Source organism: Staphylococcus sp. EG-SA-15 (assembly GCF_017151895.1).
In the GTDB taxonomy this organism is placed as follows: Bacteria; Bacillota; Bacilli; order Staphylococcales; family Staphylococcaceae; genus Staphylococcus; species Staphylococcus aureus.
Genome location: NZ_JACVZN010000011.1, coordinates 13,555 through 27,872, shown reverse-complemented (window position 1 = coordinate 27,872; position 14,318 = coordinate 13,555). Strand labels below are relative to the sequence as shown.

11 protein-coding genes are annotated in these 14,318 nt (G+C 33.3%); all 11 read right to left on the bottom strand.

Annotation, left to right across the window (positions count from 1 at the left end; genetic code table 11):
- Nucleotides 1-11: 11 nt before the first annotated feature.
- Nucleotides 12-2,201, bottom strand: a complete 2,190-nt coding sequence (locus IDG64_RS06835) for a RelA/SpoT family protein (RefSeq protein WP_001058583.1) — start codon at nucleotides 2,199-2,201, stop codon at nucleotides 12-14.
- Nucleotides 2,202-2,628: 427 nt separating this feature from the next.
- Complete coding sequence (locus IDG64_RS06830) at nucleotides 2,629-3,147, bottom strand: adenine phosphoribosyltransferase (protein ID WP_000364542.1); 519 nt, start codon at nucleotides 3,145-3,147, stop codon at nucleotides 2,629-2,631.
- 21 nt (nucleotides 3,148-3,168) lie between these two features.
- Nucleotides 3,169-5,442 (bottom strand): single-stranded-DNA-specific exonuclease RecJ, encoded by a 2,274-nt coding sequence (recJ, locus tag IDG64_RS06825; RefSeq protein ID WP_000594999.1) that lies wholly within the window; start codon nucleotides 5,440-5,442, stop codon nucleotides 3,169-3,171.
- A gap of 202 nt (nucleotides 5,443-5,644) precedes the next feature.
- A complete protein-coding gene (secDF, locus tag IDG64_RS06820) occupies nucleotides 5,645-7,924 on the bottom strand; it encodes a protein translocase subunit SecDF (RefSeq protein WP_000749795.1) in 2,280 nt (759 codons plus the stop codon).
- Nucleotides 7,925-8,198: 274 nt separating this feature from the next.
- A complete protein-coding gene (gene yajC / locus IDG64_RS06815) occupies nucleotides 8,199-8,459 on the bottom strand; it encodes a preprotein translocase subunit YajC (protein WP_001160682.1) in 261 nt (86 codons plus the stop codon).
- Nucleotides 8,460-8,477: 18 nt separating this feature from the next.
- The gene (gene tgt / locus IDG64_RS06810; protein WP_001112045.1) at nucleotides 8,478-9,617 is read right to left on the bottom strand and encodes a tRNA guanosine(34) transglycosylase Tgt; all 1,140 of its coding nucleotides are present in this window, start codon (nucleotides 9,615-9,617) and stop codon (nucleotides 8,478-8,480) included.
- A gap of 22 nt (nucleotides 9,618-9,639) precedes the next feature.
- Nucleotides 9,640-10,665 (bottom strand): tRNA preQ1(34) S-adenosylmethionine ribosyltransferase-isomerase QueA, encoded by a 1,026-nt coding sequence (queA, locus tag IDG64_RS06805; protein ID WP_001019178.1) that lies wholly within the window; start codon nucleotides 10,663-10,665, stop codon nucleotides 9,640-9,642.
- A gap of 1 nt (nucleotide 10,666) precedes the next feature.
- The gene (gene ruvB / locus IDG64_RS06800) at nucleotides 10,667-11,671 is read right to left on the bottom strand and encodes a Holliday junction branch migration DNA helicase RuvB (protein ID WP_001005767.1); all 1,005 of its coding nucleotides are present in this window, start codon (nucleotides 11,669-11,671) and stop codon (nucleotides 10,667-10,669) included.
- Between the two features lie 31 nt (nucleotides 11,672-11,702).
- The gene (gene ruvA / locus IDG64_RS06795; RefSeq protein ID WP_000271547.1) at nucleotides 11,703-12,305 is read right to left on the bottom strand and encodes a Holliday junction branch migration protein RuvA; all 603 of its coding nucleotides are present in this window, start codon (nucleotides 12,303-12,305) and stop codon (nucleotides 11,703-11,705) included.
- A gap of 13 nt (nucleotides 12,306-12,318) precedes the next feature.
- Complete coding sequence (locus tag IDG64_RS06790; protein WP_000368902.1) at nucleotides 12,319-12,774, bottom strand: ACT domain-containing protein; 456 nt, start codon at nucleotides 12,772-12,774, stop codon at nucleotides 12,319-12,321.
- Between the two features lie 12 nt (nucleotides 12,775-12,786).
- Complete coding sequence (obgE, locus tag IDG64_RS06785; protein ID WP_000496100.1) at nucleotides 12,787-14,079, bottom strand: GTPase ObgE; 1,293 nt, start codon at nucleotides 14,077-14,079, stop codon at nucleotides 12,787-12,789.
- Between the last annotated feature and the right edge of the window lie 239 nt (nucleotides 14,080-14,318).

The window sequence follows — 14,318 nt, the reverse complement described above, 5'->3', positions numbered from 1 at the left end:
ATTTTGCACCTCTAGTTCCAAACTCTTGTTACTGTATAAACATCACCAAGTTGTTTGATCTTTTCTACCACACGATAAACATCATTCACGTTTTTCACCATGACACTAATATTTATTATTGCATTTTTATCAATATCTGAACGTCCTGAAACTTTAATTAAATTGCCGGCTGTCGAGCTAACAGCTTGTAGTACTTCATTCAACAAGCCATTTCGGTCATACGCAGTTACCTCTAAATCAACCTGATATTTTTGAGTTGCGTCTTTTGATTTTACCCATTCAACATTAATTAGTCGTTCAGTTTCGTTCTTAATATTTGGGCAATCAGTGCGATGTACTTTAATACCGTGACCTTTGGTGATATAACCTACAATATCATCACCTGGTATAGGATTACAACATTTTGACAACTTGATAAGTACATTTTCTAAACCTTCTACATAGACACCACTATCAGTAATGATGTTGTCTTTAATAGGCAATGATTTCGTAACTTCTTGTGCTTCATTTAAAGCACGTTGTTTATCTAAAATACGTTGTCTTTCAGTTAATTTATTAACAATCTGTAAGGATGTCACGCCGCCAAATCCTACAGCTGCGAATAAATCATCTTCATTTGCAAAGTTATATTTTTCATTAACAACCTGAATATTTTTCTCTGTCAAAATATCTTCGACTCTAAATCCTTGCTCTTTTATTTCAGCTTCAACCATCATTCGGCCTTTTTCAATATTAGATGAACGATCTTGTTTTTTGAAGAAACTTTTAATTTTACCTTTGGCACTAGACGATTTAACAATTTTCAACCAATCACGACTTGGTCCATATGAATGTTTACTAGTACGTATTTCAACAATATCGCCTGTTTGTAAAATATAGTCAATTGGTACAATTTTGCCATTCACCTTGGCACCAATCATCTTATTACCTACTTCACTGTGAATCGCATAAGCAAAATCAATCGGCACAGCACCATATGGCAACTCAATAACATCACTCGCTGGGGTAAATGCGTATACTTTGTCACTCTGTAAGTCATATTTTAAGGTTTCCATAAATTCTTGAGCGTCAGACGATGTATGATCCGCTTCAGCTAATTCTTTTAACCAATTTAACTTATTTTGATAAGTTTGATCTTTTTCACTTACTTTTTTACCTTCTTTGTAAGCCCAGTGTGCTGCAACACCATGCTCAGCAATTTCGTGCATATCAAACGTTCGTATTTGGATTTCGAGCGGGTCTCCATTTGGGCCTACTACTGTAGTATGCAATGACTGATACAAATTTTGTTTAGGCATTGCAATATAATCTTTAAAACGTCCTGGCATCGGTTTCCATAACGTATGCACCAACCCAAGTATCGCATAACAATCATTAATAGAATTGACAATAACACGTATCGCCAACAAATCAAAAATTTGATCAAATTGTTTTTTCTGCTTCATCATTTTCCGATAAATACTGTAAATATGTTTAGGTCTACCATTTATATCGCCTTCGATATTCATTCGGTCCATTTCAGTACGTATTCTATCAATAGCCGTTTCGATATACGCTTCACGTTCACTACGTTTCTTCTTCATTAAATTGACTATTCTAAAATATTGCACATTATCAATATAACGAAGAGCCGTATCTTCTAGTTCCCATTTGATTGTATTAATACCAAGACGATGTGCTAATGGTGCATAAATTTCTAATGTTTCTCGAGAAATTCTAATTTGTTTTTCGCGCGGCATGGCTTTCAAGGTACGCATATTATGTAATCTGTCTGCTAATTTCACCAAAATTACGCGTACATCTTTGGCAATCGCAATAAATAACTTGCGATGATTTTCAGCTTGTTGTTCTTCTTTTGAGCGGTATTTTACTTTTTTAAGCTTCGTCACACCATCAACAATTCGAGCAACTTCTTCATTGAACATTTCTTTTACATCTTCAAATGTATACGGTGTATCTTCAATTACATCATGCAAAAAACCTGCGACAATCGTCGGTCCGTCTAATCGCATTTCTGTTAAAATACCTGCAACTTGTATAGGATGCATAATGTATGGTAATCCGTTTTTTCGGAACTGACCTTTATGTGCTTCATAAGCAATATGATAGCTTTTTAAAACATACTCATATTCATCTGCTGACAAATATGATTTTGCTTTGTGAAGAACTTCGTCTGCACTATATGGATATTCGTTGTTCATTATATGATACACCCCATTCATATTTATTACTTCGCCTTAAACAATGATTTAGGTACTCTTGTTGAATAGTATTTGTCCCACACCAATCATACGTCCGTCGACGATAAATATTTATCCTGTCGTCATTAATCGTAATATTAATTTTACTTGAGCGAGTTTAATTTGTATACTATTCCTACTTTTAAAACTTTTACAAAAATTCGACCTAAATCTACTGTTTCATTTTTTAAATATTAGTTCTATGATACTACAATTTATGAAATAAATAAACGATGTTATTAAGGTATAATGCTCAATCATCTAACATTTTCAGTAAATAAAAAATCCTAACATCTCATGTTAAGAAAACTTAAACAACTTTTTTAATTAAGTCATGGGTTCTTATACATTTGATGAAGGATTTCATTTGATAAAATTATATTATTTATTATTCGTCGTATGAGATTAAACTCATAACATCGTAATCTTTAATTTTTTCAATACCATTTAAATATTTCAATTCAATTATAAATGCAATACCTACTACGATACCGCCTAATTTTTCAACTAATTTTATTGCTGCTTCAATCGTACCACCAGTAGCTAATAAATCATCTGTAATTAACACACGTTGACCTGGTTTAATTGCATCTTTGTGCATTGTTAAAACATTTGTACCATATTCTAGGTCATACTCATAACGAATGACTTCACGAGGTAATTTCCCTTCTTTTCTAACAGGTGCAAAGCCAATCCCCATTGAATAAGCTACAGGACAGCCAATGATAAAGCCACGCGCTTCAGGTCCTACAACGATATCAACATCTCTGTCTTTTGCGTATTCTACAATTTTATCTGTTGCATAGCCATATGCTTCACCATTATCCATAATTGTAGTAATATCCTTGAAACTAACACCTGGTTTCGGCCAATCTTGAACTTCTGATACGTATTGCTTTAAATCCATTAATATTTCCTCCTAAATTGCTCACGACAATTGTGACTTTATCCAATTTTTTATTTCTGAAAAATCTTGATATAATAATTGCTTTTCAACATCCATACGTTGTTGTCTTAATTGATATACTTTGCTGGAATCAATCGATCTTTTATCAGGTTGTTGATTGATTCGAATTAAACCATCTTCTTGTGTTACAAATTTTAAGTCTAAGAAAACTTTCAACATGAATTTAAGTGTATCTGGTTTCACACTTAAATGTTGACACAATAACATACCCTCTTTCTGGATATTTGTTTCTTGTTTAGTTATTAATGCTTTATAACACTTTTTAAAAATATCCATATTAGGTATACCATCGAAGTAAATCGAATGATTATGTTGCAAAACTATATAAAGTTGAGAAAATTGCAGTTGTTGCAAGGAATTAGACAAGTCTTCCATTGACGTTGGTAAATCTCTTAATACTACTTTATCAGTTTGTTGTTTAATTTCTTCACCATAATAATATTCATTCGCATTTACTTTATCACTTTTAGGATGAATAAGCACGACAATATTTTCATCATTTTCTGTAAAAGGTAAACTTTTTCGCTTACTTCTATAATCTAATATTTGCTGTTCATTCATCGCAATATCTTGAATAATTAATTGCGGTGATTGATTACCATTCCATTCGTTGATTTGAACAGATCCTAATATATTAATTGGCTGTTCATCTTGTAACTCAGGTTCTAAGTGACCATTTTGCCAAAATAGCGCGGCGATATTACTTTCACCAAGTGTCAATTTTAGATGATTTTTTTGTTGACCTATCGCCTTAACTGAAGAAACTGATAAATCATCCATTTCAAAAATAGGTCTAGAAAAATCTGTTCCGAAGGGTCTTAAACGATTCATATCACGAATATTTTTAATCGTTATATCATTTTCTGTTAATAATACATCTACTTGCTTTACGGGATCTAACGAAGTTGTTTTAGATAATTCTTTCATCCATTTATTTAAACCTTCAGCTAACGATTCTATATTTTCAATATCCATCGTCATACCTGCAGCCATATGATGGCCGCCAAATTTAGCGATTAACTCTTGATGTGCTGATAGTATTTCAAACATCGACACTTGATCAATTGATCTGGCGGAACCTTTTGCATGATTTTGCTCCCTATCAATATTTAAAATTAATGTTGGCAAAGCAAATGTTTCGACAATTTTCGAAGCAACAATACCTAAGACACCTTCATGCCAATTTTCTTTTGCTAAAAGTAAAAATAAATCTCCCTTTTTAACTTTCGTTTCTGCCATAGCCATTGCTTCTTCTGTGATAGTTGCTACAATATCTTTTCTTTCACGGTTAAAATGTTCAACTTGTTCTGCTAAAAATGCAGCTTCTTCTTCGTCGTCAGTCATCAACAATTCGCAAGCTAATGATGCGTCATCTAAACGACCTACAGCATTAAGTCTAGGTCCAATAATAAAACCAATTGTTTCTTCATCAATATTGTCATTGTATCCCGCTTCTTTTAGCAATGCTTTAACAGAGGTCGGACATTGATCATTCAAGACTTTTAATCCTTGTTTCACTAATGATCGATTTTCATCAGTTAAGGATACTAAATCCGCAATGGTACCTATCGCAACTAATGCTTTAAAATAATCAGGTACATTTTCAATCAATGCTTGTGCTAATTTATACGCAACACCTGCACCACACAATTGTTGGAACGGATAATTAAACGATGGATGCATTGGATGTACGATTGCATATGCTTCTGGTAATGTACTACCAATTTCATGATGATCAGTTACAATGACATCAACTCCTAAATCTTGAACCATTTTAATTTCATTATGACCTTGTATGCCATTATCAACAGTTATGATTAATGTTATGCCTTCATCATGAGCATTTCTAAATGCTAGTTCGTTTGGTCCATATCCTTCGGTAAAGCGGTTAGGAATATGCCATCCTACTTGTGCACCTAAAAGTTGTAATGTTGTCACTAAAATTGTAGTTGAGGTAACACCGTCGGCATCGTAATCACCATAAACTAGGATTTTCTCATCATTCGCTATCGCTCTTTTAATTCTTTCAATAGTCTTAGTCATATCGCTCAATTGCAGTGCATCATGATTGATATCTGTATCTGAAATGATGGATTCTATTGCTTGTTCATCAATAATCGATTTACTTTCTAATATTTTTTTTACGATTGGCGTTAACTTTAATTTTGATGTTAATTCATCACTTATGTATTCAGCTGGTTTAGTTAATTTCCACTTATACTTCGGTTTAATCATATATATTTACGCCTCATTTCCAAAAGACATTATATCTAAAATTACTTTAAATAAAAAGCACTTATCTAAATAATCAAGACTTTAATTATACCATTTTTTAAAAATGAATGCGGGAACTTATTTATATATATTTTGTTAAATTTAAATAAAGTAAAAAGCGGTATGTGAACTCTTTATTGTTTCACATACCGCTTAATTCATTTTAAACTAAAATCTTTTCATCGTTCGATTTCTTTTCTTTATATACAACTAATTTGTGTTTCGGCGATTTTTTCAACTGACGTTTTTTCATTATTCCCCATAGCGGAACGGCAATGAAGATTGAAGAGAATACACCAGAAATCAATCCGATAAATAATGCTAAAGTAAAGTTGAATATCGTAGGAGCACCGAAGAATAGTATAGCAACTACTACTACAATAACTGTTAATACTGTATTAATTGAACGCGTCATTGTCTGTCTAATTGATCTATTAACGATATCATCAATTTGTTCTGTTGTCGTAATCACTTTAACCTTTTGTAAGTTTTCACGTACACGGTCAAACGTTACGATTGTATCATTAATTGAATAACCGACAATTGTTAATACAGCGGCGATAAATGTTAAATCTACTTCAATTCTAAATAAACTGAAAATCGCTACTATAATGAATACATCATGTAATAATGCCAATACAGATGAAAGACCCATGCGCCATTCAAATCGTAATGATACATAGATGATGATACCTATCGATGCATAGATTAATGCAAGCATTGCATTTTTTGCTAATTCCTGTCCAATAATTGGTGATACAGTATTAATTTGAGGTGTGTCACCGAATTTCGATTTAATATTATCACTCAATTTATTATCTTGAGCACGCGTTAAATCGTCTTTAAATTGAACAGTTGCTACTTTATTATCTTTACCATTGATTTGAATTTGATCCGCTTTAAGTCCACTATCTTTTACAACTTGCTCAACCTTTTGTTGAGTAATTGCTTGTTTAGATTGGAAATCTACACGTGTACCACTTGAGAAATCAATTCCTAAGTTTAACTTGAAGATATAAAGAATAACTAAACCGACAACTACAATTAAAATACTTACTCCAATTAATGGCTTAGCTAATTTAACAAAATTCCATTTCTCGAATGAAGTTTTAAGGTCATGAACATCTACACCTTCATTAATATCATGTCGTTTATTCTTTTTAACACCAAATAACCAAAATTGATTTTTGAATATATTTGATGAAACAAGTAATGATAATAAGAATCTTGATAAGAACACGGCTGTAACAAAGATCATTAGAATACCTAATAATAACATTGTCGCGAAACCTTTAACTGAACTTTCACCGAAGAAGAATAATACTGCTGCGGCGATAACTGTTGTTAAGTTAGAATCAAAAATTGTTAGGAATGAACTTTTGTTTGCTTTAGAAAAGGCTTGCTTTATCGTTCTACCTATTCGAAGTTCATCCTTAATACGCTCATACATGATAATATTGGCATCTACAGCCATACCTACACCTAATACCAACGCCGCTAATCCTGGTAAAGTTAGAACCCCGGAAATGAAATTAAATGCTACTAACGTTAGATAGATATAAGTTGTCAATGCAATAATCGCTACTAAACCAGGTAATCGGTAGAATCCAAGCATGAATAAATAAATTAATGCTACACCAATAAACGATGCAAACACAGTTTTATCTAATGCATCTTGACCAAATTGGGCACCTACTGAGTTTGAATAAATTTCTTTCAAGTCAACTGGTAAAGAACCTGCATTTAACAATTCGGCGATTTGTTTTGCTTTTTTAACGCCTTCTTGTCCTTTAAATCCACCCGAGATTTCTACGCTATCAGAATTGATTGGTTGATCAACACTTGCTGCAGAAATAAATTTAGGGTTTTTCTTTTGTGCTTCTTTTTTATAGCTGTCACCTTTTTTGAAATCTAACCAAACAACCATGACATTATCACGTTTCTTAGAGATTTCTTCCGTTACTTTTTTAAATTTGTTTTTGTCTTTTACTTTAAAAGTAACTGTAGGCTGGTTTGTTTCCTGTTTAAATTCTTGTTTGGCAGATCCCTGTTTAATATCAGAACCGCTTAATTTTACTTTATCTTCTGCATCGCGAATTGTTAAATTAGCTTGAGAAGATAAAATTTTACGTGCTTCATTCTGGTCTGTTACACCAGCAAGTTGAACTCTAATTCTATTAGGTTCTTCAACTTGAATTTTAGGTTCCGAAACACCTAAAACGTTAACACGATTTTCTAATGTTTGCGCTGTTGATTGTAAGGCTTTTTTATCTATTTTGTCGCCTTTATTTAAAGGATCGACTTGATAAAGCACCTCAAATCCACCTTGCAAATCAAGTCCTAAATTGACATTCTTTATAACACTTTTATAAGTTGCAGCCATTCCGGCAAACAACAATACGACTAAAAGCAAGAACGCAATTATTCTACTACTTTTCTTCACATGAACACCTCATTATTTACGTATGTATTTAGAATACTTGAATACTATTTTATAACGCAAGTTAAATCTTTCTTACAAAATTTATTAGCCTTATACATATTAACATACTAGAGCAGGGAGTAAAAATAATCATAGATATATTTAATTTAAATTTAACAATTATTATGTATCACAATTTCTTTTTTTGGAATAAAAATAAGCTATTCTACATACTACTTATAACTTAAAAAGGATGAAACGCTATTCGTTTCATCCTTTTTAATACCACTTCTCATTATGAAGGGTCAACTTGTTTAATAGCAGGTTTTTCGAAAGTTAATTCAGTACCATGACCATTAACTGTAATAACAACAGTTGTTTCATCTACTGCTTTAACAGTACCTTTAATACCACCAATAGTTGTAATTCTTTGACCAGATTGAATGTTATTAATCAACTCACGATGCTGTTTCGCACGTTTTTGTTGTGGTCTGATCATCAAGAAATACATAACCGCAAAAATTACGACTATATATATTAGTAATGAAAATTGCATTTTATACGCTCCTCTTGCTTAAAAGTTTTTTGGGTTCTCAACATTTAATCCATATTGCTCGAAGAATTCTTCTTTGAAATCTAAAAGACGATCTTCTCGAATGGCTTGTCTTATATCTTCCATTAATTTTAGCAGAAAATGTAAATTATGAATAGTAGTAAGACGAATACCAAAAGTTTCCTCTGCCTTGATTAAATGACGTATATACGCTCTTGAATAGTTTTGACATGTATAACAGTCACAATTCTCATCTAACGGTCTTAAATCATCTGCAAATTTTGCATTTTTAATAACTAAACGACCTTGCGATGTCATACAAGTACCATTTCTGGCAATACGTGTCGGTAAGACACAATCAAACATATCCATGCCGCGAATACTACATTCGATTAACGCATCTGGAGATCCTACACCCATTAAATATCTTGGTTTATCTTTAGGCATAAACTGCTCTGTATGTTCAACCATTTTATACATAACCGGTTTAGGTTCACCAACTGACAAACCGCCGATTGCATAACCAGGAAAATCTAATTCTACTAAATCCTTTGCACTTTGTTCTCTTAAATCTTCATATTCGCCACCTTGTATAATGCCGAACAATGCTTGATCTTCAGGTCTTTGGTGTGCATCTAGACATCGTTTCGCCCAACGTGTTGTACGTTCAATAGATTTTTTTACATAATCATATTCAGCCGGCATCGGTGGACATTCATCAAATGCCATCATAATATCAGAACCTAAATCATTTTGAATTTGCATTGATTTCTCAGGACTCAAAAATAATTTAGACCCATTAGTATGATGTCTAAATTCCACGCCTTCTTCTGTAATTTTACGTAAATTACTTAAACTAAACACTTGGAAACCGCCTGAATCTGTAAGAATCGGACCATCCCAATTCATGAATTTATGTAATCCCCCAGCGTGTTTGATAATATCATTTCCGGGTTGTAACCACAAATGATATGTGTTGCCCAAAATGATTTTTGCTTCAATTTGTCTTAACTCTTCTGGACTCATTGTTTTAACGGTTGCTTTAGTACCAACTGGCATAAACATAGGTGTTTCAAATGAACCGTGTGGTGTGTGCACGATACCTAAACGCGCACCTGATTGTTTACAAGTTTTAATGTGTTCGTATGTTACTGCAGGCATATTCAAAATCCTCACATTCTTTTTATATAATTAACATTGCATCGCCAAAACTAAAGAATCTATATTCTAAATTTACTGCCGTTTTATAAGCATTCAGAACATTTTCACGAGTACTAAACGCTGATACTAGCATAACTAATGTTGATTTTGGTAAATGAAAATTAGTAATCTGGCCATCAATTGCTTTAAAATCAAATCCTGGATAAATAAATATATTAGTCCAGCCACTCGTTTCAACAAATTTATCATGATCGCGTCGAATTGTTTCAAGTGTACGTGTTGAAGTTGTACCAACTGATATAATGCGATGTCCTTTGGACTTAGTATCATTTAATAAATCAGCTGTTTCTTGTGTCATTTGATAATATTCACTATGCATTTCGTGGTCATTCACATCATCGACGCTCACCGGTCTAAACGTACCTAACCCAACATGTAATGTAACAAATGCGATATTAACACCTTTATTTTTAATTTCAGTTAATAACTCATCAGTAAAATGTAATCCTGCTGTTGGTGCTGCCGCTGAACCACTTTCTTTAGCGTAAACTGTTTGATAACGATCTGGATCATCTAAACGTTCTTTGATGTATGGTGGCAGTGGCATTTCCCCTAATTCATCTAATCTTTCTTGTAAAATACCTTCATAATGTAAACGCATGATGCGTCCACCTTGATCCATTTCTTTTATGCATTCAGCTATAATTTTGCCATTACCAAAATTCAATTTATTACCAACTTTAATACGCTTAGCTGGTTTCAGTAAGACTTCCCAATCATTACCTTCAATTTGAGTTAACATTAACATTTCAACTTTTGCACCAGTTTCTTCTTTTAAACCAAAAAGTCTAGCTGGCATTACTCGCGTATCGTTAAGCACTAATGTATCACCAGGTCTAAAATACTCAATGATATCTTTGAAATGTAAATGTTTCATTTCACCAGTTTCTCTATCCATGACTAATAAACGACTATGATCACGATCTTTTAAAGGCGTTTGAGCAATTAATGATTCTGGTAAGTCATAGTCAAATTCTTCAATATTCACGTTATTCTCTCTCCTCATTCGACTTTGCAAAATGTTCATAAGCTAATGGTGTTGCTTTTCTGCCACGTGGCGTACGTTCTAAAAAGCCTTTCTGAATAAGAAATGGCTCATAAACGTCCTCAATTGTAATACGTTCTTCACCAATTGTTACGGCAATCGTATCTAAACCAACAGGTCCACCATTATACTGCTTAATAATACAGTTCATCATTTTATGATCAATGTAATCTAGTCCGTGTTGATCAACTTGAAGTAAACCTAATGCGTGCTTCGTTGTTTCAATGTATATTTGTTCATCTTCATTCACTTGCTGGAAGTCTCTTACCCGCTTCAATAGTCGATTTGCTACTCTTGGAGTCCCTCTAGAACGTTTAGCAAGTTCAATGGCACTTTCTTCATCAATACCTGTGCCTAAAACCTCAGCTGTTCTAATAATGATTTCTTTTAAATCTGATTCATTATAATATTCTAATCTTAAGTGCACACCAAATCGATCCCTTAGTGGACCTGTTAAGCTGCCAGCTCGCGTTGTTGCACCTACCAAAGTGAATGGAGGTAAGTCGATACGGATACTTCTAGCCTCATCGCCTTTACCAATGATAATATCTAAAAAGAAATCTTCCATTGCAGGGTATAACACTTCTTCAACAACACTACTCAGTCTGTGTATTTCATCAATAAACAAAACATCTCCAGGTTGAAGTCCTGATAAAATTGCAGCCAAATCACCAGGTCTTTCTAATGAAGGCCCTGATACTGTACGTATATTAACTTCCATTTCATTGGCAATGATATTAGATAATGTTGTCTTACCTAATCCAGGGGGGCCAAAAAGCAATACATGATCTAATGGTTCATGACGAAGTTTAGCCGCTTTAATAAATACTTCTAAATTACTTTTTATTGAATTTTGACCAATATATTGTCGTAATCTCGTAGGTCTAAGCGACAATTCGAAATCAGTTTCTTCACTATGCATTGATTGATCAACCATACGCTCATTCATGACAACACTTCCCCTATTAATCTATTTAAAATTAAGATACAACTAATTGAAGACCTGCCTTAACAGCTTCATCAACTGAGTCATATTTATTTTTATTTAACGTTTTCTCAACTTTTGCAAGCTCTCGTTTAGAATAACCTAATGCTTCTAACGCTAACATTGCTTCTTGCACGAATTGATCTTGCACCGTCGAAGTAGCGTCTACTTGTAATAATGAATCGCTATCTTCTTCAGTAATTTTCACTTTACCTTTTAAATCTAAGACAATCTGTCTTGCCGTTTTCTTACCAATTCCTGGGAATTTAGTTAAATACGTATCATTTTCATTTTCAATGGCACGTTTTACTTCATTAGGCGTACTTGTCGCTAAAATAGCTAAAGCTGATTTCGGACCAATACCAGTAACTTTAATTAAACTCAAGAACATATCTTTCTCTTCTTCACTACTAAATCCATACAATAATTGTGCATCTTCACGAACAATTAAAGATGTATGAATTAAAACTTCATGATCTAAATGCTTTTGAAAACGATAAGAATTTGGTGTTTGAATTTCATAACCAACACCAGCAGTTTCAACAACTACGTGTGTAGGATATAAATGTGTTAACTTACCTTTGACATACGCGTACATTATAGGCACATCCTTACATACTCATACTAATTAATTCTACTTTTGATACATAATCTAAATTTCTCAAAGCGCCAATAACATCTTCTACTGAAGTTTCTTTAGATTTAGCATTCAGTGATAATGTTATTGTTGCTTTTTCTTCCATTGGAATACTTTGATGAATCGTTAATACAGATAGTTCTAACTTTGATATAACATCTAGTACACGTGCCAACATACCCACAATATCAGTTACATATAAAATTAATGTAAATTCTCGATGGTCAAGCATTTTATCGTCTACTGGAAATATCGTTTCTCTATATTTATAAAAAGCACTTCTAGATAGATCAAACTGTTTAACGGCATCATAAATGGACAATGTCGGATCACTTTTTAAGGCATCTTTAATCTTCAATGTTTTAACCACGGATTCAGGCAAGACATCTTCTCTAATTAAATAAAACTTTTTATAATCTTTATTGTCCATCATGTTACGCTCCTATTCAACGAATTCAAATTCTCCGCCAAGAATTCTAACGATATCACCATTTTTACAACCACGTTCTCTAAGCGCATCATCAATACCCATCGAACGCATTTGACGAGCAAATCGACGTACTGCTGGATCACTGTTAAAGTCAGTCATTTTAAACATTCTTTCAATAGCATTACCACTTACCACATAAGCACCATCATCATCTCTTGAAATTGTAAATTTATCTTGTGACGGTGTATGTTTATATAATACTCGGTTAATGCCAACTGACTCCTCTTCTTCAACTGTGAAGTCAACATCTTTATATTCTTCTAATTTATCTGCTATTGCATATAATAATTGATCAATATTATCACGCGTTATTGTTGAAACTGGAATAACTGGCACATCTTCGCCAATTTCTTCTTTAAACAAGTTTAAATTATCTTGTGATTCAGGTAAATCCATCTTGTTAGCTACTACGATTTGAGGTCTATCTTCTAAACGTTGCTCGTACGCGGCTAATTCTTGATTAATAACTTTATAATCTTCAATAGGTTCTCTACCTTCAGAACCACTCATATCAATCATGTGAACAATAACTTTTGTTCTCTCTACATGTCTTAAAAATTGATGTCCTAATCCAACGCCATCAGATGCACCTTCAATTAAACCTGGTAAATCTGCCATAACAAAACTACGTTGATCAGGTGTTGAAACAACACCTAGATTTGGTTTAATCGTTGTAAAATGATATGCCCCAATTTTAGGCTTAGCTTTTGAAACGATAGATAATAAAGTCGATTTACCCACACTAGGGAAACCTACTAATCCTACATCAGCTAATAATTTCAATTCTAAAGATACATCTAATTCCTCACCTGGTTCACCTTTTTCACTGAAGTCAGGTGCAGGGTTTCTAGGTGTTGCAAAACGTGAATTACCTCGGCCACCTCGACCGCCCTTCGCTACTACAGCTCTTTGACCATCTTCAACAAGATCTGCTAACACTTCGTCTGTTTCAACATTTTTAATAATTGTACCAGGTGGAACTTTTAATACTAAATCTTCCGCATTTTTACCATGCATATTACTACTTTGGCCATTTTCACCTTTGCTTGCTTTAAAATGACGTTGATATCTAAAATCTAATAACGTTCTTAAACCTTCATCCACTTCAAATACGACTGAAGCACCTTTACCACCGTCACCGCCAGCTGGTCCACCAAATGGTACATATTTTTCTCTTCTGTATGCGGTAATACCATTACCACCATCACCGGCTTTAAGAGATATTTTGACTTGATCGACAAACATATATCTCACCTCTTTTACATATAATTTTCATTTTCCCAATAATTATAGCATATTAGAGCCCCTTATATATTGTAAATAATTAGGGGCTCTTATGCAGTTGCTTTTAAATTTACTTTACTCAAATTGCTGATATTTCCGAATACCAAATATGATACTTTTTTTGCTTTTTATACTGCAACTGTATTCTTTTGTCCCCTTATAGTTTAGCGATTAGGGGCTCTTATGCAGTTGCTTTTAAG

Coding starts and splice junctions, on each gene's coding strand:
- ruvB (WP_001005767.1), bottom strand. CDS start 11,671: ATGAATGAGCGTATGGTTGATCAATCAATGCATAGTGAAGAAACTGAT.
- IDG64_RS06790 (WP_000368902.1), bottom strand. CDS start 12,774: ATGGACAATAAAGATTATAAAAAGTTTTATTTAATTAGAGAAGATGTC.
- obgE (WP_000496100.1), bottom strand. CDS start 14,079: ATGTTTGTCGATCAAGTCAAAATATCTCTTAAAGCCGGTGATGGTGGT.
- recJ (WP_000594999.1), bottom strand. CDS start 5,442: ATGATTAAACCGAAGTATAAGTGGAAATTAACTAAACCAGCTGAATAC.
- yajC (WP_001160682.1), bottom strand. CDS start 8,459: ATGCAATTTTCATTACTAATATATATAGTCGTAATTTTTGCGGTTATG.
- IDG64_RS06830 (WP_000364542.1), bottom strand. CDS start 3,147: ATGGATTTAAAGCAATACGTATCAGAAGTTCAAGATTGGCCGAAACCA.
- tgt (WP_001112045.1), bottom strand. CDS start 9,617: ATGCCTGCAGTAACATACGAACACATTAAAACTTGTAAACAATCAGGT.
- IDG64_RS06835 (WP_001058583.1), bottom strand. CDS start 2,201: ATGAACAACGAATATCCATATAGTGCAGACGAAGTTCTTCACAAAGCA.
- ruvA (WP_000271547.1), bottom strand. CDS start 12,305: ATGTACGCGTATGTCAAAGGTAAGTTAACACATTTATATCCTACACAC.